The sequence below is a fragment of the Streptomyces lydicus genome (genome assembly GCF_001729485.1).
GTDB lineage: Bacteria > Actinomycetota > Actinomycetes > Streptomycetales > Streptomycetaceae > Streptomyces > Streptomyces lydicus_D.
Window position 1 is genome coordinate 6,078,690 of record NZ_CP017157.1, and the last position, 18,978, is coordinate 6,097,667.

Annotated in this window: 14 protein-coding genes; 3 read left to right on the plus strand and 11 right to left on the minus strand. The window is 70.1% G+C overall.

Annotation, left to right across the window (positions count from 1 at the left end):
- Positions 1-98: 98 nt before the first annotated feature.
- From SL103_RS26395 to SL103_RS26420, 6 genes are all read right to left on the minus strand, one after another.
- Entirely contained in the window at positions 99-1,022 is a 924-nt protein-coding gene (locus SL103_RS26395) for an LLM class F420-dependent oxidoreductase (protein WP_069571419.1), read from the minus strand.
- Between the two features lie 631 nt (positions 1,023-1,653).
- On the minus strand, positions 1,654-2,109 hold the full coding sequence (locus SL103_RS26400) for a DUF6099 family protein (protein WP_069571420.1): 456 nt from the start codon (positions 2,107-2,109) through the stop codon (positions 1,654-1,656).
- Positions 2,110-2,497: 388 nt separating this feature from the next.
- Positions 2,498-2,863: a nucleotide pyrophosphohydrolase gene (locus SL103_RS26405; protein ID WP_069571421.1), complete on the minus strand. Its 366-nt coding sequence runs from the start codon at positions 2,861-2,863 to the stop codon at positions 2,498-2,500.
- Between the two features lie 30 nt (positions 2,864-2,893).
- Positions 2,894-3,787 (minus strand): IS982 family transposase, encoded by an 894-nt coding sequence (locus tag SL103_RS26410; protein ID WP_069567627.1) that lies wholly within the window; start codon positions 3,785-3,787, stop codon positions 2,894-2,896.
- Positions 3,788-3,834: 47 nt separating this feature from the next.
- Entirely contained in the window at positions 3,835-5,436 is a 1,602-nt protein-coding gene (locus tag SL103_RS26415; RefSeq protein WP_069571422.1) for a biotin transporter BioY, read from the minus strand.
- Between the two features lie 55 nt (positions 5,437-5,491).
- Positions 5,492-5,881 carry a cell division protein SepF gene (locus SL103_RS26420; RefSeq protein WP_033269172.1) on the minus strand — a complete coding sequence of 130 codons (390 nt, stop codon included), beginning with the start codon at positions 5,879-5,881 and terminating at the stop codon, positions 5,492-5,494.
- Positions 5,882-6,101: 220 nt separating this feature from the next.
- On the opposite strand from SL103_RS26420, the gene corA reads away from it, so the two are divergent.
- The gene (corA, locus tag SL103_RS26425) at positions 6,102-7,259 is read left to right on the plus strand and encodes a magnesium/cobalt transporter CorA (protein ID WP_069571423.1); all 1,158 of its coding nucleotides are present in this window, start codon (positions 6,102-6,104) and stop codon (positions 7,257-7,259) included.
- 141 nt (positions 7,260-7,400) lie between these two features.
- Here corA and SL103_RS26430 read toward each other — a convergent pair whose 3' ends face one another.
- The 5 genes from SL103_RS26430 to SL103_RS26450 all read right to left on the minus strand — a co-directional run bounded on the left by SL103_RS26430 (position 7,401) and on the right by SL103_RS26450 (position 14,634).
- Complete coding sequence (locus SL103_RS26430) at positions 7,401-9,203, minus strand: ArnT family glycosyltransferase (RefSeq protein ID WP_347877867.1); 1,803 nt, start codon at positions 9,201-9,203, stop codon at positions 7,401-7,403.
- Positions 9,204-9,368: 165 nt separating this feature from the next.
- The gene (locus SL103_RS26435) at positions 9,369-10,418 is read right to left on the minus strand and encodes an NlpC/P60 family protein (protein WP_069571426.1); all 1,050 of its coding nucleotides are present in this window, start codon (positions 10,416-10,418) and stop codon (positions 9,369-9,371) included.
- Between the two features lie 55 nt (positions 10,419-10,473).
- Positions 10,474-10,956: a poly-gamma-glutamate biosynthesis protein PgsC/CapC gene (locus SL103_RS26440; RefSeq protein ID WP_069571427.1), complete on the minus strand. Its 483-nt coding sequence runs from the start codon at positions 10,954-10,956 to the stop codon at positions 10,474-10,476.
- Complete coding sequence (gene pgsB / locus SL103_RS26445; RefSeq protein ID WP_079145992.1) at positions 10,953-12,290, minus strand: poly-gamma-glutamate synthase PgsB; 1,338 nt, start codon at positions 12,288-12,290, stop codon at positions 10,953-10,955. Before pgsB ends, SL103_RS26440 begins: the two co-directional genes overlap by 4 nt.
- A gap of 1 nt (position 12,291) precedes the next feature.
- On the minus strand, positions 12,292-14,634 hold the full coding sequence (locus tag SL103_RS26450) for a cache domain-containing protein (protein WP_069571428.1): 2,343 nt from the start codon (positions 14,632-14,634) through the stop codon (positions 12,292-12,294).
- Between the two features lie 1,117 nt (positions 14,635-15,751).
- Here SL103_RS26450 and SL103_RS26455 point away from each other — a divergent pair.
- Both SL103_RS26455 and polX read left to right on the plus strand, forming a co-directional pair.
- Positions 15,752-16,963: an alpha/beta hydrolase family protein gene (locus tag SL103_RS26455; RefSeq protein ID WP_244304050.1), complete on the plus strand. Its 1,212-nt coding sequence runs from the start codon at positions 15,752-15,754 to the stop codon at positions 16,961-16,963.
- Between the two features lie 261 nt (positions 16,964-17,224).
- Positions 17,225-18,970 carry a DNA polymerase/3'-5' exonuclease PolX gene (polX, locus tag SL103_RS26460; RefSeq protein ID WP_069571430.1) on the plus strand — a complete coding sequence of 582 codons (1,746 nt, stop codon included), beginning with the start codon at positions 17,225-17,227 and terminating at the stop codon, positions 18,968-18,970.
- The last annotated feature ends 8 nt before the right edge of the window (positions 18,971-18,978 follow it).

The following is an 18,978-nucleotide window of genomic DNA, read 5'->3' on the forward strand; positions in this document are numbered from 1 at the left end:
CCGACCACCCGAGACGTCCCCTCGACCGGTACGCCTACCGCCCGACCACCGCCCTCAGCCGCCTCAGGCCCGCTCAGGTCCCCTCGTACCGACTCGGCTCAGTTCAGCTGCGACTGCACCTGCGTCGAGATCAGATCGAGGTGGTCCAGATCGTCGAGGTCCAGCATCTGCAGATAGACCCGAGAGGCGCCGATGGCCGCGTACCGCCCGATCTTGTCGACGACCTCAGCGGGCGAGCCCGCCAGGCCGTTGGCCTTCAGTTCGTCCACCTCCCGTCCGATGGCCGCGGCCCGCCGCGCCACCTCCGCATCGTTCTTGCCCACGCAGGCCACGAGGGCGTTGGAGTACACCAGGTCGTCGCCCTTCCGCCCGACGGCTTCGGCGGCCGCCCGCACCCGCCCGAACTGGCGCTCGCTGTCCTCCAGCGAGGCGAAGGGGATGTTGAACTCATCGGCGTACTGCGCGGCCAGCCGCGGCGTACGGGTCGCACCGTGTCCGCCGACCAGCACCGGCACCTTGCCCTGGGCGGGCTTGGGCAGCGCGGGCGACCTCTCCAGCTGGTAGTAGGTCCCGTCGTAGCTGAACTCCTTTCCTGTCTTGGTGGCCCACAGGCCGGTGATGATCGCCAGCTGCTCCTCCAGCCGCGCGAACTTCTCCTTGGGGAACGGAATGCCGTACGCCCTGTGCTCGTCCTCGAACCACCCGGCGCCGAGGCCGAGTTCGACCCGTCCGCCGGACATCTGGTCGACCTGGGCCACCTGAATGGCCAGCACTCCCGGCAGCCGGAAGGTCCCTGCCGTCATGAGCGTGCCGAGCCGGATGCGCTCGGTCTCCCGGGCCAGGCCGGCCAGCGTGATCCAGGCGTCCGTCGGGCCCGGCAACCCGTCGACATTGCCCATGCTCAAGTAGTGGTCGGACCGGAAGAACGCGTCAAAGCCGAGGTCCTCGGTGGCCTTGGCGACCTTGAGAAGCGTGTCGTAGGAAGCCCCCTGCTGGGGCTCGGTGAAGATGCGGAGTTTCATACCTCCATCCTGCACACCGCACGGCGGACCAACCGCCACGGCGTGTCGTTGCACCAGGTCGGACCCACACCCGGCCAGCCCCGCCGACCCCGGAGGCATCCCTACGGGCGTGCGATCGGAGGTGAGTGTGTGATCGGAGGTGAGTGGGTGATCGGGGGTGAGTGGGTGATCAGAGTTGGGCGCGTGGTCAGAAGGCGAATGAGGTATGCGGTGGCTCGCGGGGCGGCCTCAGCGGCATCACCCGGGCGGGGGGGCAGGCACCGGACGGTAACCGTGGCGGTGGCCGTGACGGCGTTCCCGTTGACCCTGCGGTGGCAGTGGCAGTGGCGGTGGCAGTGATCGTGACGGTGACGGTGACGGTGACGGCAGCGGTGATCGTGACGGTGCCGTGGCGGGCGAATGCGGCATGGGGCCGCCGTGGGGAGGCCGGCACGACGGTGGGCCGACCGGCACGTGCTGACGGACCAGCCGTCGGCGTGTGAAGCGTGAGCACTCGTGTGGAGTGAGAGCACTCCCTGCCCGCGGGCTCGCCGTGGCAGCGCCCGGGGCGTGCGTCCCGCGCGAACGCGGGCCCTATGACTGCGGGCTGCGGGGCCGTCCGACGTTGTCGGGCCGTCGTTCCGCTCCCGCATCAGGCAGGGTTCGGGTCACGCACCTCCAGCTTCTGCAATATCCCGGACACCCGGTCCCTGGCTTCATCGACCGTGTCCATCGCCTCGACACACGTCCAGTACATCCCCTCCTCGTCCGCCAGCAGCACCACTGCCACCAGCGCCTCGCACACTTCTCGCAGCAGCAGGCTCAGGTTCGTTAAAGCCGCTCTGACGTCGCGCACTTCGGTCAGCTGCGCAGCTCGCAGCCCGACGGTTGCCGACCCCGGGCACAGCAGTCCCCCGCTGAACCGCCCGCCCGCGTCGCCCAGTCCTCGGGCTCTGGACCGCACTTCGTACGGCCCGAATATCGCGAGATGGCTTCCTATCGCCTCTGCCAGAGCTTGCGCCTGCCACGCCTCGACGAGCACATCCTGAACCGTGGTCGCCTCCGTCAGACCGCGCCGGCTGACCGCGATGATCCGCACCGCGTCCATCCGTTCCCCTCCTTCCCTCTTCACTCGCATGCTCCCCGCACTCCTTTCACTACCCAGAGTGAGGGTCAACAGCCAAAAAAGCCAGGGGAATTCGCAAATCTGTGGACAAGCAAGGCGCTGTGGAAAGATCAATGACTCCATAGAGTGACAGGCGGCCGGTACGGACTCGCCCTGTTCCCCCGGTACCACAGCAGCCCCGTACGTCACATGGTCGGCACAGGTCACGAAGAATGCCGAAAACACCCCGTCTGAGCGCGCCGGGACAGTCCGAGCGAGCCCCGCGCCCCGTCCAGGCGACCGGGCGGCCCGCACGGTTCCGGCAAGCAAGCGGGGCGGGGATCAATGCCCCGCCCCCACCCCTCCGCGCCCGCACCCCGTCCGCGCGCGCCTACTCCTCCCGACCCTCGCGATCCGACCGGTCCGGCCGCGCCCGACGTACGGCCGGAAAGCGCGTCTCGTTGCGCTCGATCTTCGCGGCGAGCGCGGTCAGGGCATCGATCCCCAGCGCCTCGCAGAACTGCAGCAGATACGCCAGCACATCGGCGACCTCGTCCTCGACCCGGCCGGCCGACCGCGGATCCGACATCACCGCCGCGGACTCCTCCGGCGTCAACCACTGGAAGATCTCGACGAGTTCCGCGGCCTCGACGCTCAGCGCCGCGGCCAGGTTCTTGGGGGTGTGGTACTGCTGCCAGTCCCGCGCGGCGGCGAACTCGACCAGCCGCCGCTGCAACGCATGAAGATCCTCGCTCATGCCCCTAGACGAGTAAGTCCGAAGTGCTGGTCAGTGGTCGTAGGCGATCAGTGATCGTGTGATCGGTGTTCCGGTGGCCCGGTTGTGCCAGATCGCGGCGGTGAGAGCGAGGATGCGTTGTCCGACGCGGGCCAGGACTCCGGCTGGGGTTCTGGCTCCGTGGCGTTCGAGGTCGAGCTGGCCTTTGAGGGTGTCGTTGACCGACTCGATCAGCTGCCGGATCGGTTTGAGGAGGTGCTCTCCTGGCCGGGGCTTTTTGTTGCGGTAGCTGGGCCGCAGCAGGGTCAGGCCGTGTTGGGCCATGAAGGCGTCGAGGTGCTTGGAGACGTAGCCCTTGTCGCCGATAACCGTCTGCCCGGGGCGGGTGGCCAGCAGGTCGGCGTCCTGGGTGAGCATGCCTGTGAGGACTTCGCGTTCGTCCGTCTTGGGGTTGGCCAGAGCCCAGGCGATCGGTAGTCCGCCAGGTGTGCAGATCAGGTGCAGGCGCAGGCCCCAGAAGAACCGTGAGTGCGAGGGACAGTAGGAGTAAGCGGCCCAGCCGGCCAGGTCGGAGCGTTTGACGGTGGGGCGTGAGCGGGCGCATTCCACGGGTGTGGAGTCCACGATCCATACGTCGTCGTGCCACAGATCCGTGTCGCGGGCGAGGGTGCGAATGAAGCGGCCGAGCAGGGTGTTCGCGGCCCGCAGGCGCTTGTTGTAGCCGGACTGTTCGGGCAGGTAGGGGAACTCGGCCGCCAGATGGGTGCGGGCGAACCGCAGCCAGCGGGCCTCGGAGACGAAGCCGAGTACGGCCTGCATGACCGCGAGCGTCAACAGTTCGGCATCCGTCAGCCTCGGTGGACGCCCTGTCCGCCGCGTTCCTGCCAGAGAGTCATCGATCCTCACGTACAGTGCAGTCGCGAGGGTCTCCAGGTTTGTCGTCACAAACGAACCAACGAGACCCTCGCTTCATGCGCCCGAAGACTTCGGACTTACTCGTCTAGGTGTAGCACCTGCACACCGGGCAGCCCCTCGGCGACCGACGGGTCGCGCACCGTCCCCAGCAGCCGGACGTGCCCGCGCTCTGCCATCCGTACGGCCAGCGACACCAGCTCGCGCGCCTGTCTGCGGTCCATGCAGCGGTCCATCCCGTCCGCCATCACCGTCATCTGCTGATGAGCCGACGGGATCTCCCCGGCCGGGTCCATGGCCAGCACTCCCGGCCCGGTGAGCAGCACCAGGGCCAGCGCGAGGAACCTCAGCTCCCCGTCGCCGAGCTGCTCGACCGGCATCTCGCCGAGCGCCCCCCGGTCGAGCACGACCTGCACACCCGCCTCACACAGCCCCGCCCCGGAGTGCGTGCCGACAGTGCCACCGCGCCCCGCCCCGGACACCGCCGCGGCGACCCCCGCACCGGTCGCGCCCGCGCCCGTCACCCCCGCAGCCGCCGCACCCGAACCCGTCGCACCCGTCGCACCCGGCGCGCGGGGATCCGTCACACCGGAATCCGTCGTGCCCGAGCCCGTCGCTCCCGCCCGCCGCGGCACGGCGCGCAGCCCGTCGACCGGTCCGACGCACGCCTCCCGCACCGCCGCCACCAGGACCGCATGCCGTCGTGCGCACTCCTGACTGGTGCGCGCCAGCACCGCGGGCAGGTTGTCGCAGGACGACCGCAGCCGGCCCTCGTCGTGGACCTCCTCGACCTCACGGCCCCCTACGCCGCCCTCACCACCCACTCCGCTCCCCTTGCGCCCTCGCGCACCCCAGGCACCGGCAGTTCCTCCGTCCCCGCCTGCCGCCACCGCCGCACCGGTCCCGCGCGCCTTCCCCGCTCCCCTGCCCCGGCCACCCCGGACGCCGCTCCCCCGTCCCGCACTTCCCCCGGCCCCACCGGCCACACCGGACGGACCCGCGGCACCCGTAGCAGCCGGAAGCCCCGCACCGCCCGCAGCACGCGCACCGTCCGTCCCACGCATGACCTCCGGCCGCGGATCGCACACGAACGCCGACCGCAGCGCCACCACGACTTGCTCCGCCGCGGCCAGCACCAGCCGCTGGCCGGCCGTCTTGCCCGCGACGCGGAGCGGAAGCAGCGAGGTGCCGAGCCGGTCGTCGGGGAGCGGTGCGCGGGTCACCGGGGTCGCGCCCGCGGTGTGCCAGGCCGCCTGGACGGCGGGGCGGTCCGGATCGGTGAGCGCGGTGGTCAGCAGCGTTTCGCCGCCGCCGGTCAACCGCTCCCCGACGACGCGGAGTTCGGGCTCGGCCTGTACGGCGAGGTCGAGGCTGACGGGCCCGACCGGGCCGCTGACCGTGCAGCCGATCCGGAAGCCGCGCCGCCCCTGTTCGTCGGGGCGGGCGCCCGCCGGCACACAGGCCGACGGGCCGCCCGCGACGTCCCGTACGGCCCGTGCGAGGGATTGCCCGCTCCCGAGCCGCGCGAGGATCTCGTACGCCTGCAACGCGCTGGACTTACCGCTTCCGCTCCCGCCGCTCAACAGGGTCAGCGGACCGAGCGGAAGGACGACGCCGCGATGGGCCTTGAAGGCGGACAGCCGTAACTCGGTGACCGCCGGTCGCTCACTGTCGGAATTCATGCGGGGACGCTATGCAACCCCCGGGCCGGAGAACCGTTCCGCCCGACAGCTCTTCCTACGAACGGGGGACGGCTCCCGCTACCGACTCGGCGACTTCGGTGCCCACCGGGGCGAGCAGGAAGACGTTGGTGTCGACCCGGTGCATCCCGCTTCCTAGCCCGAAGACGACCCCGCTGGAGAAGTCCAGGATGCGCTTGGCGACGTCGGTGTCGGCGCTGCTGAGGTCCAGCAGGACCGGGATCTGAGCCATGAGGTACTCGGCGACCTCACGGGCGTCCGCGAAGGTCTGCACGCGGATGACGATGAACCGCCGCATCTCCTCCGCCGGTTCCTCGTCGGGGAGGGCGCGGTGGTCAGGCCAGGAGGGCCATTCGCTGCTGCTGCGGAGCGGGACGACCTCGGCGAGCCCTTCCCACTGCTCGTCGGTGGCATCGGGGCCGTTCACCGAATCACCTCACCCGGAGGAGCGCTGGCTGTCTGCGGTATCTGCATCGCACAATTCTAGGGATAAACATACAAAGCTCGGCGGACGCGACACACGCCGCGGACGCCCCTTTCCATCCTGCACCATGCCCCTTGACCTGTGCCGACATCCGAGGCAGATATCCTTCGTCGAGATTCTGTGTGCCTGTTCATCCCCCCTTGTGAAGGAGGTCGGTTCTGTCGTGAGCACTGATCCTCCGGGCCGTCGGCCACGTAGCCTGCGCGGCCTGCGCAAACCCGCGAAGAAGCGGCCCTCCGGGCCCTCGCCCGTCACGCCGCCGGACGAGTCCGGGCCCGCGCGGCCCACGGACGGGACCAACAGCAGCGTCATCACCGCCGCGCTCTATCAGGACGGGCACCGCGTCAGCACCCACGACAGCCTGACCGATACGTTCCGCCAGCTGCGCGACACCCCCGACACCATGGCCTGGATCGGGCTGTACCACCCCTCGCCCTCCGAACTGGTCTCGCTGGCATCGGAGTTCGACCTCCATCCACTCGCCGTCGAGGACGCGATGGAGGCCCACCAGCGCCCCAAACTGGAGCGTTACGGCGGCACCCTCTTCGTCGTCCTGCGCGCCGCGCGCTATCTGGACGACCCCGAAGAGGTCGACTTCGGCGAGCTGCACATCTTCGTCGGCCGGGACTTCGTGATCACCGTCCGGCACGGCGGCGCACCCGACCTCTCAGCCGTCCGCCGTCGCATGGAGAGCGCCCCCGAACTCCTCAAGCGCGGCCCCGAAGCCGTCCTCTACGCGATCCTCGACGCCGTCGTCGACGGCTATGCGCCGGTCGTCGCCGGGGTACAGAACGACATCGACGAGATCGAGACGGAGGTCTTCGGCGGCGACCCCCGCGTCTCCCGGCGCATCTACGAACTCTCCCGTGAGGTCGTCGAGTTCCAGCGCGCGACCCGTCCGCTCAACGGCATGCTGGAGAGCCTCACCGCGGGCTTCGAGAAGTACGCCATCGACGAGGAACTGCGCCGCTACCTGCGGGACGTGGCCGACCACGCCCTGCACACCACGGACCGTGTGGACGGCTTCCGGCAGGCCCTGCAGGACATCCTCACCGTCAACGCGACGCTGGTGAACCAACAGCAGAACGCCGAAATGCGCGCCCTGGCGGAGGCCGGCTTCGAGCAGAACGAGGAGATCAAGAAGATCTCCTCCTGGGCGGCCATCCTCTTCGCCCCCACCCTCGTCGGGACGATCTACGGGATGAACTTCGCCCACATGCCGGAGCTGCACTGGTCGTTCGGCTATCCCTTCGCGATCGTCCTGATGGCGGTGGTCTGCACCAGCCTGTACCTCATCTTCAAGCGGCGGGACTGGCTCTGAGCAACCGGCGTCAGAGCCAGCGCACCACTAGGCGAGAGCCTGCGGGCGTGGCCCTCGCCAACACTCCTCGGACCGCTGGGGAGAATCCGCTCAGCCAGCGGCGCCTCGATCGGTGATCGTCGGGCTGGAGTGGCTCATCCGTCACGGGGCGCAGTCGTAGAGGGTGAAGCTTCCGTCCGAGGTGCGGCCGTAGGCGCGCGACGGGACGCGGGTGCAGTTCCGCTTCACCCAGACCGTGGCCGGTGTGGACGGGCGGCGTGAGGTCAGCAGGGCGTAGCGGAGTCGGTGGGCGGAGACCAGGGTGGTCAGCTGCTGCGCGGTCGGGAACGGGGTCAGGCCGGTGAAGCCGCCCATGACCAGCACGGGTCGGGAGGTGGCGCGCAGCAGCGGCTCGGCGCCGTAGGCGGCTTGAGTGGCCAGGAGGTACTTCTCCCGGGAACGGTGCGCGGTGAGGTAGCCCAGGAGTGCGGCGTCCCGCGTGGACGGGGTGTTCAAGGCGTTGGCCCGCGTCCTGGTCCGGTGGTGGCGCATGTCGAGGTAGCCGGGCCCGACCGGGCCGGCCAGCGGCGACATCGGTGAGCCGGCGTACCTCGGATCCAGACAGGAGGTGGCCCAGACGGCCGGGGCGAGCAGTGCGGACGCCAGGCCCGCCGCGAGGGCGCTGTGCACCGCCCGCCGCGTGCTGCGCGTGCCGCAGGTCCACAGGCCGACGGTCCCGCACAGGCCGAGCATCAGCACCACCGGCAGCAGCCAGGGCGCGAACCTGCTGTGCGGCCCGTCGATCACCACGGTCCACAGCGCGGTCAGCCCGACCGCGGCGGGCAGCGCCGCACGGCGCCGGCCGCCGGCGCGGTATTCGGCCCGGAAGAGGGCCGCTCCGCCACCGGCCAGCGCGGCCAGGGCCGGGGCGAGTACGGCGGTGTAGTAACCGTGGTTGCCGTTGGAGGTGCTGAAGACCACGACGTGCACGCCCAGCCAGCCGCCCCAGAGCAGGAACCCCGCGCGCGGCCCGTCGGTCCGCGGCCGGCCCGTACGCCACAGGAGGCCCAGCACCAGGGCCAGTACGGTGAGCGGCAGAAGCCAGGAGATCTGCGGGCCCACGCTGTGGTTGACCAGCATGGTCCAACCGGTGTTGCCGGTGGTACGGCTGGCGGCGGTGCCGGCGACCGCGCCCAGCGCGTGCGGGTCATGGCCGAAGCGGCTCAGTCCGTTGTATCCGAAGACGAGGGTGAAGGGGTTGTTGTTGCTGGTTCCGTCGGCGTAGGGGCGGTCTGCGGCAGGCGTCGCCCACACCAGCAACAGCCAGGAGCAGGAGACGACGAGTGCGGTGATCCCGGCGAGCAGCAGCCGCCAGGCCCGGTCCAACCGGGAGCCGGGCGCCGCCAGTTGGTAAACCGCGGCGAAGACAGGAAGGACCAGCCATGCCTGGAGCATCTTGGCATGGAAGGCCAGCCCCACCCATGTTCCGCAGACGAGCAGCGGCAGCAGCTTCCCGGTGCTGACCGCCTTCTGCAGCGATCCCGCCGCGAGGACCAGCAGCAGGACGAGCAGGGTGTCCGGGATGGTGTGCCGGTTCAGCGCGACGGTGATCGGGGTGAGAGTGAGTACCAGCGCGGCGAGCAGCCCGGCCACTGCGCCGGCCCAGGCACGCACGATCCGGTGCAGCGCCCAGACGGTCAGTACGCCCTCTATTGCCTGCGGCAGTGCCGCCGCCCAGTCGTAGGGTCCGAAGAGTTTCACGGAAAGGGCCTGCGGCCACAGCGCACCGGGGATCTTGTCCAGGGTGATCGAGCCGCTCGGGTCCAGCCCGCCGAAGACGAAGGCATGCCAGTTCGACGCCATCGACCGCACGGCCGCGCTGTAGTAAGGGTGCACCCCGGCATGGTCGATGCCCCAGACGTAGAGCACCGAGGCCATGGCGAGGATCAGGAGCAGAGTCCACACCTCCCACCGCTCGGCCGCAGGTTGATGCCGAACGGTCCGCCTGTCCCCTCCGGTGAGGTGGGAGCGGTCGGGGGAGTCCCGGGTGACAGGGGCGGTGGCCATGGCGGGGCCTCTCAGGGGACGGCGGGCTGGGGAGAAAAGGCGAACGGGTTCACAGGAGCTGCTTCACAGGCGGCGGGCCATGCGCAACCCCTGGGCGTAGAAGCCGTCGCCGTCGAGCGTCGCGCGGCCGGCGAGGTCGCCCATGGTGGGGCCGTTGGCCTTCGAACGGCTGGAGTAGAAGCGCGGGTGCCCGTTGTCGTCCGGCCCCAGATAGATGCCGCAGTGGTCGATACCGTGCGGCCTGCCGATGTCGATGGCAAAGAACACCAGGTCCCCGGGTTGCAGCAGGCTGATGTCAGCGGGCCGCCGGCCGGTGTTCGGGATCAACAGCACGCCGGGGGCCCGGCTGGCGATGGCGTAGGCCCGGCGGGGCAGGCCGGGCCCCGGGGTGTTGGTGGCGTGCAGCGGGTACCCCATGCGGTACCCCCAGACCAGACGCATGAAGCCGGAGCAGTCCACGTCGCCGTAGCGTGCCTTCTCCGGCTCCTTGCGGGTGCCGTCCTGGAAGGTCCAGGGGACGCCGAGGTAGTCGTAGAAGTCCGACTTCTCGTCGAGGTAGTGGAACGACCACGACGACTGCCCCGGGACGCGCGGTCCGAAGTGGGCCTTGCCCGCGTAGCGCAGGCCGGATGCGGCGCGGCGATCGGGTGCCCCGTCGCCGTACTGGAAGGCCGTGCCGATGACGTCCGGGCTCCGGTCGGCGAGGACCTTGGGGAACCACTCCCGAAACCCTCGCGTGCGCTCGTGGCCCGGCCGCCATTCCTCGGGCATCAGCCGTACCCAGGCGTTGCTGTGCACCACCGCGCGGGTGGTCCGTGGCTCGCTCCAGGTACGGGTCGGGCCGGCCAGCACCGCGGTCCGCGCACCGTCGGTGAAGGTGGCCAGCACGCGCCCGTCGGCGGCACGGACCACCGTACGGGCGGGCGTCCGGTGGCGCTCGAAGTGGTAGCCGTCGGTCGGCACCCGGAAGTCACCGTGCGGGTCCCCCGTCCCGTCCGGTGAGAAGTAGTGCCGTGCGTATCCCGTGACCGCGCCGGCGGCGGCCAACACGGCGCCGGCGCCCAGGACCTGACGGCGGCTGGGACCCCTGCGCGGGGTGGAATCGGTGCCCATGGTGACCTCCTCGACGTGCGGATGGACGGCGGCAGACGCGGACAATCCGGTGCGGTCAGCCGGTGGGCAGTGCCCCCAGCAGGAGTCCGGCGACGAGCACCACATACGTGCCGAGGGTCACCGCGGTGGTGGAGATCGCGGTGGCCGCCAGTGGCTGGCGGATCAGCTGATAGGCGATCAGGCCGGGCACGATGAAGCCCAGGGTCTGTGTGGTGTACAGGAGCGGGAACTCGTGCTGGAGCGCGAGCATCACCGTGGCCTGCAGCACCACCGCACACAGCACCACCGCGGCGAACAGCCGCTTCCCGTACAGGATCACCTGGCGCTGCAGGACCTTGGTCGCGAAGAAGGTGAGCGCCGTGACGCCGATCATCAGTGCGGCCCGGCCCGCGTCGGTGACGAGGGTCAGCGCCAGCCAGCCGGGGGTGATCATGCCGCCGGGGGAGAGATTGGTGGTCAGGTAGCACACCAGCGAGAAAACCAGTCCGAGGGCGATCCCCAGCGCGGCTGTCTCCGGGGTGACGGTGACGGGGATCATAGCGGCTTCCTTGTGGGGTCGTTCGGTGCGTGGTGGCCGGTGGCGGCAGGGTCGGGGTGACGCGGGTCGGGCTCCGGGCCGGACAGTGACGCCACCCAGCTGTACGGTTCCGGCTCGGGCGGGTGCGCGACCCCGAGTGGTTCGCCGGTCTCGTCCGCGACCAGCTCGCCGAGGCGCTCCAGGAACAGTTCACCCTGGCCATGGATGTTGCCGATGGCCACCAGCGAGGAGTCCGGCCCCAGTTCGCTGAGGAGGGCGTGGGTCAGCTCGGCCGGGTCGCGCCGTTCGCCACCCAGGTCCACCAAGCGCCCCGATGACCGGCCCGGCGGGATGCCGTCGCGGGCGCTCTTGGTGGGATGCCCGATCAGGAAGACGGTCTCCGGGTTCAGATCGGGGACGATCGCCCCCATCTGCCCGTTGCGTTCCACCCGGTCCGGGCGGCAGTTGATGACCACGTTGAGCGGGCGACGGATCGCGCCCAGCTCCTCCAGCTGACGGATGTTCATCAAGGTCGACTCGGGGTCATTGGCTGCGAAGACATTGGCGAAGCGCAGCCGCTTGCCGTCCGGTGTGCGGTACCGCTCGACGGAGAGCACACCGGGGTCCGGTGGCGCGTCCCACATACCGCGCAGCGCGGTGTGCCGGTCCACGCCGAGGAGTTGCGCCACCGCCAGCGCGATGGCGACGTTCTCCTTGAAGGTGAACCAACTGAACCCGCGCAGCTCTTCGTCGGTGACCGACTCCGGATCGACCGCGATCAGTCGGCAATCCCTCTTTTCCGCCTCCTCCTTGAGGATGTGCAGACGCGCCTGTTCGGCGGTGACACAGACCCCGCCGACCGGCATCGACCGGCAGAGCGATCGGGCCACGTCATCGAGCGTGGGCCCCATCTCCTCAAGGTGGTCCTCGCGGACATTGCACAGCACACCGATGGTGGAGTGGATCAGCTTCTCCTGGTTGACCTCCTGAAGTGCGGGCATCACCGCCATGCACTCGATCACCAGCGCGTGCGGCCGGTACGCCGCCGCGCGCCGCACGATGCCGATCTGTTCCACGACATTGGCGATGCCGAACTTGCGGTACACCGGCTCCTCGGTGGCGTCCGGGTGGATGAACCGGGCCGCGGTGCCGGTGGTCTTGGCAACCGTGACCAGGCCACCGCCGCGCAGCGCCCCCGCGCACAGCCGAGTGATGGAGCTCTTGCCTCGAATGCCGTTGACGAGCACCCGGGTGGGGATCTGCGCCAGCGCGGCGTAGTGACGCCGCTGTTCCAATACGCCGGCGACCCACAGCACCGCACAGCTCAGCAGCAGCACAACATAGAGGAAAAACACGTCAGTTGATCCTTTGCGGCCCCGGTGCACCGGTGCACCGGGACGACGGGGCAGGGGCAGAGGACGGGCCGGCTCGATCGACACGGCCCTGGCCCGCGAGCGCCTGCCGGAGCAGTTCCAGGCTGCGGGTCACCGAGCCGCACTCGTCGTGGTGGACCGGGTACAGCACCGTGCGGCGGTCGCCGCCGGCCAGTCGCTCCGCGCAGCCGGCGAGGGCGCGCAGCGGTCGGACCACCACGATGTGCAGCCAGCCCAAGCAGGCGATGCCCGCGGTCAGGGCGAGCAGCCCGGCCAGCATGGTGCGCGCCTGCGCCTGATATGCCGTCAGTTTGAGTGCCGCGGCGGGCTCTGCCGAGACCACCCGCCAGCCGAGTCCGGCAGCGGGCCCCGTCCGTGCCAGTGGCGCGGCGGCCGCGACCGACGGCCCGGCACCCGGCGTGGTCTCCGCATGCAGTACGGCCGACACCGGGCTTCCCGCACTCCCGGGTGCTGCCGCCGTCTTGGCCGTCAGGCGGGTGAAGCCCTGACTGGGCAGCGGCTGGAATGCCTGGAAGCCGACGCTGGCCGCGAGGACCCGGTGACGCTCGTCGGTGAGCCAGACACTGCCGAGCCCCGGCCGGGAGAGCAGGCTGTTCAGCGCGTTCACATCGATCTCGGCGAAGAGTACGGCCGGGGCGGCATCCTTTGCGGTCCTTGCCGCCGGGATCTGGGCGTAGGCGGCAATCGCGGGAATCCTGCCGGACGTGTTGACCCGGGTGATCCCGCTACCGGTCGGCGCGTGGACGAGGGAGCGAAGCGGCTCCTTGCCCACCCGCGTCAGGATGGCGCCGGAGCGGTCCAGCACATACAGGGAGCGGTACTTGGGGTGGTCGGCGAGCGCGCGTTGCAGTACGTCTGCCGCCCGCTCACGCGACTGCCCGGAGGCGGCCGACGCCACCGCCGCGAGGTCGGTGTAACTCCGGCCCAGGGTCTGCCGCACCCGGTCGGCGACGGCTTCGGTACGTGCCTGCTGGTCGGCCACGGTGGCGGCCGGTACGGCCTTGCCGGCCTCCACCCGGTTGACCAGGAACAGCAGCGGTGCCCCCCACGCGGCGATCAGCAGTACGCAGGCGACCGCCAAGGACCGGATACCGGGGCGTCTTCGCGCCGGCCGTACGGGTTCCGGTCCCGCCTCTCCGACCAGTTGGCGGCGTATGGACTCCAGCGCCCGGCCCGCCCGGCCCAGCTCGCCGAAGCCGGCGACCGGCACCGGCCGCGCCAACTCCCCACGTGCCCCCGGTCCCTTCGATGCCCCCTCGGCCAACCGCGCGGCGGACAGGTGGAGCCATAGCAGCGGGCGTTGCACGATGCGCCACAGCACCACGGTGACCAACGCGGCGATCAGCACCAGCGCACCCGCGGCCACCAGGGCGAACCGCATGTGGTCGGGGCCGCCCTTCAACGGCGGCACGTCCCTGTACGTGAGGATCGTCAGCCCCAGTCCGGAGGTCTCGTCCTTGCCGTCCGCCGCGGCGACCGGTGCCCAGCCGGCGACCCTGCGCAAGCCGCGGTGGCGGTCACCGAGCAGGCTTCCGGAGGCGCCGGCGGTGCGGGGACCGGCGTCCGCGGCACTCTCCGCCGCGGCGAGCAGGGCGCGGTCGCCGTTGCCGGGCGGCCGGGCCGGGCCGCCTGCGGTGCTGGCGAGCACTTTGCCGTCCTGGTCGACGAGTTGGCCGGTGCGCCCGCCCCCGTACACCTGGGGGGCGAGGAGCTTCTCGGAGACGACCAGCAGAAAGGCGCGCTCGTCGCCCGCCTGGTTCTCGTCCAGGTCCCGTGCCTGGTCGGCGTTCTCGTCCTTGACGTGCCCCGGAGCGGGCGCGGCCACCCGGGCGAAGAACAGCAGCCGGGGCTCGCCGCTCGCCGAGGTGGCCAGCCGGGGCTTGATGTCGTCGGCGTCGGACCGCGCCAGGGCGGTCACATCCATTCCGGTCAGCAGCACCGGTTCGCCTCCGGCCGCCCGCAGCTTGCCCGTGCGCGGGGCGAGCAGCACAGCACCCTGTACGGAACGTTCGGCTTCGCCGGAACGCCGGGCGGGCGGCAGGGACTTCAGGATCCGTGCCGGAGAACTGCCGACGGCGGGCGCGACCGAGGCTGCGGTGCGGCGCAGTTCCGCGGCTCGGGCATTGACGGAGGTGGCGACCGAGAGGGCGGTGTCGGCGGCGATCTGGCGTTCCGCGTCGGCCAGTGCCTGGGGCACGTCCTGTTCGTGAACGGTACCGAGACCGGCTGCGACGAACGCGGCGACCACCAGCAGCGCACAGAGCAGTACGGCGATCGGTGGGCGGACGCCTCCGAGCAAAGGCATGTCGGCGCGGCGTCGGGTGCGGTGCGAACGGGGCGCGCGGGCAACGGCGTGCAGGGCAGCGTCCTCTCGGCATGTGGGGGAGATGGCCGTGCGGCAACTCGATCAGCATGAATGCCGTGATCACAGGATAATCACAAGCCAGTTCGCGCTGCGCCCTGTATACCGGTCCATACGGAACCGATGTCAACTCCCCCTCGCGAGACGGCGCTTATGCGCCTTCGGTTTCATCCCGGCATTGTTGAATTCTCAACACGTCGACCGGCAAGGCTGATTGATGGCCCCGCATCCCGTCTGCATTCAATGCGTCACGCACAGTCGCGGCTGCGTAGAACGTTGCCCATAACTGCCCTTCCCCGGAGGAATCCGCAAACCCGCAAGGGGTTGCCGGCAACGTTCAGCAGTCACGAACTGCCGCGTAACAAAAGCGCTCAGTGAAAACGGTGAGCAACGCCGCGAACTCTGGATCCACCGGCCACCATCCGGCGGTGGCGATAATCAGCCATCTTCCTCAGATGCCTTCTGACCAGGGCAGGTGCTCCGTCATCCTTCGCGTCGAGGCGACGGAACGACCGCTCGCGTCCGCCCTCCGCCACGCTTGGGATTTGCTGCTGCGACTGGCTTTTCGGGGCTGCCGAGCAGCCGGACGCCGACCACCGCCACCGTCCCGCACCAGGGCTTTTCTCCTGCGCGTAACCGCATCGCCACTCGACGTTGCACAACCCGGTGACACACTCCACGAGCGCCGACAGACCGTTCCCGGCGCATATGGGACCGAGGAAAAGCCGGTCGCCGGAGCCCGGCAACGGACGAGGTACGAAGCCCGACATCGCGCATTTCTGGAGCCGTCGGCAGCGCTCCCCTCGCCTACCACTGTGCGGATAACTCCCCGCACAATCAGATGGGTTGGCACGGCCTTTGCAAAACCGCCTATACGATGACCGCCGGCCGATCGCTGATCACGCGGCCATCACCACCATGGAGGGGGCTGCCCATGAAGCACGCACGAAGGCGCCACAGCCGGTTGCGCACCCGGGTCGCAGGCACCACAGGACTACTGACCCTCGCCCTGGGCGCCGGCATCGCGCCGGCCACCGCCGCGGAGAAGGCCAGTGCGCCCATGACCACGGCAGCGTCCGTGGACGACGCGGGGCAGGCCGCGGGCCAGATGGTGGCGCTGGACGACGCGGCGCAAGCCCCGGGCCAGGCGGTGGGCTTGGGCGACGCGGCGCAACACCCGCGCCGGGATGCGTCCTTGAAGGTGGCGCCGGCCCCGGGCCAGCTGACTCTCCCCGCCCCGACCGGGCGCCATCGCGTCGGAACGGTCGATCTGCACCTGCGCGACGCGAAACGCATGGATCCGTGGGTGCCCGGACAGCAGCGCGAGTTGATGGTCTCGCTCTGGTACCCGGCCACCCACACCTCCCGCTATCCCGCCGCACTCCTCCCCAACAGCCAGCAGGTGCTGCCGGGCGGGGTCACCCTGCCCACCACTGCCGGGCACACCGGCGCCCCGGTTGACCACAAAGCCGGCAAGCTGCCGGTGCTGCTGTACTCGCCCGGCGGGCGCGGGAACCGTGCGACGGGCACGGCACTGGTTCAGGACCTGGCCAGCCGCGGCTACTTGGTCGTCACCATCGACCACACCCACGACACCGGCGATGTGGTGTTCCCCGGCGGGCGACATGAGGTGAGCATGCTGCCGCCAGGCACCAAATCGCGCGACTTGATCGACGTCCGGGCGGCGGACGCCCACTTCGTCATCGACCAGCTGGCCGAGATCGCCCGCGGCCACAACCCGGATGTGGAACACAAGCCGCTCCCCCACGGGCTGACCCAGGCCGTGAGCACGAAACACATCGGGATGTTCGGCGCTTCCCTCGGCGGAGGATCGGTGGCCGCTGCCATGCACGCGGACTCCAGGATCGACGCCGGCGCGAACCTGGACGGCCAGCTCTTCGGCTCGTCGGAACACCAGCGGCTCGACCGCCCCTACATGCTGTTCAGTTCCGGGCACCACAACCGCAACACCGACCCGAGCTGGGCACGGCTCTGGGAAAACCTGCACGGCGAGCGGCTCGACCTGAAGCTGCGCGGCTCCGGGCACAACTCCTTCGTCGACAACCAGGTCCTGTTCCCTCAGGCGCCGGGCGCCTTCGGGGTAACCCCGGAAGTGATGCAGCAGGCACTCGGCACGATCGACCCCAACCGCTCCATCGAGGTCCAACGCACCTACGTCGCCGCCTTCTTCGACAAGCACCTGCGCAACCAGCACAGCGACCTGCTCGACGGGCCCTCGCGCCATTTCCCGGAAATCGCCTTCGTGCGCTGAACCGGTTCACCACGATGCCGAGCGCATCCGCCCGTCAGGGCCGCCCTGCGAGCCGGCAGCCGGCTACGCGTTGTTCTCCAGCGCGCCGGCGGGAGGCCCACACCAGGGAGTCCGTGCTCGGCTACGCGTTCCCGTGGCACCTCTCGGACCTGGCCGGGAACTGGCCGGTCCGCGCCTGAGGTGGCCGCCTCTCGCCTCGGGGATGCCCGGCGAGGCGGTTCCGGAAGGGCCTGCGGGGCCGGACCACACTAAAATGGCCGTGTGGTCCGGCCCAACGAGGAGGTCGAGGCGCTGCTCCGTGAGTATGCGGACCTCGTCCTGATCACCGGTGGAGACGCGTTCAAGGCCCGCGCCTACGAGAAGGCCGCACGTGCCATCGGCGGCCACCACGCCGACGTGTCGAAGCTCGATGCCGCAGGGCTGCGGGAGATCCCGAACGTCGGAAGGTCCATCGCCGACAAGGTGATCCAGTATCTGCAGACCGGCAGGATGCCCGCCGTGGAGGATGTCAGGTCGAAGGTCCCCGCAGGCGTGCGCCAGCTGATGGCCATCCCCACCCTCGGTCCCAGAAAGGCCATGGCACTCTACGAGGACCTGCACATCTCCTCGGTGCCGGAACTCCTCGACGCCCTCCACGAGGAGCGGCTGCGCGACCTCAAGGGCTTCGGCCCGAAGACCGAGGAGAACATCCTGCACGGCATCGGCCTGATGCAGGCCGCGGGCGACCGGGTGCCGGTCAATGTCGCCATGGACGTCGCCGAGGAGATCGTGGCCGAGCTGTCCGTCCTGTCCGGCTGCGAGAGCTGCACGTACGCCGGATCGCTGCGCCGGATGCGGGAGACCATCGGTGACGTGGACGTCCTCGTGGCCGCGGGCCGCTCCGCCCCCTTCATGGACGCCTTCACACGACTGCCGGGCACGGCTGAGGTCATCGCCCACGGCATGAAGAAGACCTCCATCCGCACCACGAAGGGCCTGCAGATCGATCTGCGGGTCGTGCCGCCCGACTCCTGGGGCGCGGGGCTGCAGTACTTCACCGGCTCCAAGGCACACAACATCCGCACCCGTGAGATGGCCGTGCACCGCAAGCTGAAGCTCTCCGAATACGGCCTGTTCCACGCCGAGAGCGGAAAGAAGATCGTCTCGCAGTCCGAGGAGGAGATCTACGCGCGACTCGGTCTGCCCTGGATCCCGCCGACGCTGCGAGAGGACCGCGGCGAGATCGCCGCGGGGCTGCGCGGCGAGTTGCCGGCCCTGGTCACGGAGGCGGACATCAGGGGCGACCTGCACACCCACACCGACCTGACGGACGGCCTCGCCCCGCTGGACGAGATGGTGGAAGCCGCCGCCCGGCGGGGTTTGCGCTACTACGCGATCACCGACCATGCCCCGAACCTCTCCATGCAGCGGATGACCGACGAAAAGGTGCTGGCCCAGCGTGAGCGGGTACGCGAACTCGACGGCAGGCACCGGAAGATGCGCCTCCTGCACGGCACCGAGCTCAATATCGACCCGGACGGGAACGTGGACTGGCCGCAAGAGTTCCTGCGGGACTTCGACCTCTGCGTGGCCTCCGTGCACTCGCACTTCCACCAGGGGCGGGACGCCCTGACCCGCCGGCTCGTCACAGCCTGCGAGAACCCGGAGGTCAACATCATCGGGCACCCGACCACCCGGCTCCTCGGCAAGCGGCCGGGCCTCGACATGGACCTCGACGTGGTGTTCGCCGCTTGCGCCCGCACCGGGACGGCGCTGGAGATCAACGCCCATCCCGACCGGCTCGACCTGTCCGACGAGCTCATCCTGCGGGCCAAACGGTACGGCGTGAAGTTCGCAGTCAACACCGACGCCCATGCGCCGCTCCACCTGGCGTACCTGCGCTACGGCGTGGGCACCGCCCAGCGGGGCTGGCTGACCGCCGGCGACGTGATCAACACCTGGCCCCTGGCCCGCTTGCGCCGCTTCCTCGACAAGAAGGGCTCTGCCGGCGCGCCGTCGTCGTCCTGAGCCCGAGT

What these genes read in the sequence shown, in the direction of transcription:
- SL103_RS26395 (WP_069571419.1), bottom strand. Translation starts at nt 1,022, where the DNA reads ATGAAACTCCGCATCTTCACCGAGCCCCAGCAGGGGGCTTCCTACGAC.
- SL103_RS26400 (WP_069571420.1), bottom strand. Translation starts at nt 2,109, where the DNA reads ATGGACGCGGTGCGGATCATCGCGGTCAGCCGGCGCGGTCTGACGGAG.
- SL103_RS26405 (WP_069571421.1), bottom strand. Translation starts at nt 2,863, where the DNA reads ATGAGCGAGGATCTTCATGCGTTGCAGCGGCGGCTGGTCGAGTTCGCC.
- SL103_RS26415 (WP_069571422.1), bottom strand. Translation starts at nt 5,436, where the DNA reads ATGAATTCCGACAGTGAGCGACCGGCGGTCACCGAGTTACGGCTGTCC.
- SL103_RS26435 (WP_069571426.1), bottom strand. Translation starts at nt 10,418, where the DNA reads ATGGGCACCGATTCCACCCCGCGCAGGGGTCCCAGCCGCCGTCAGGTC.
- SL103_RS26440 (WP_069571427.1), bottom strand. Translation starts at nt 10,956, where the DNA reads ATGATCCCCGTCACCGTCACCCCGGAGACAGCCGCGCTGGGGATCGCC.
- SL103_RS26450 (WP_069571428.1), bottom strand. Translation starts at nt 14,634, where the DNA reads ATGCCTTTGCTCGGAGGCGTCCGCCCACCGATCGCCGTACTGCTCTGT.
- SL103_RS26455 (WP_244304050.1), top strand. Translation starts at nt 15,752, where the DNA reads ATGACCACGGCAGCGTCCGTGGACGACGCGGGGCAGGCCGCGGGCCAG.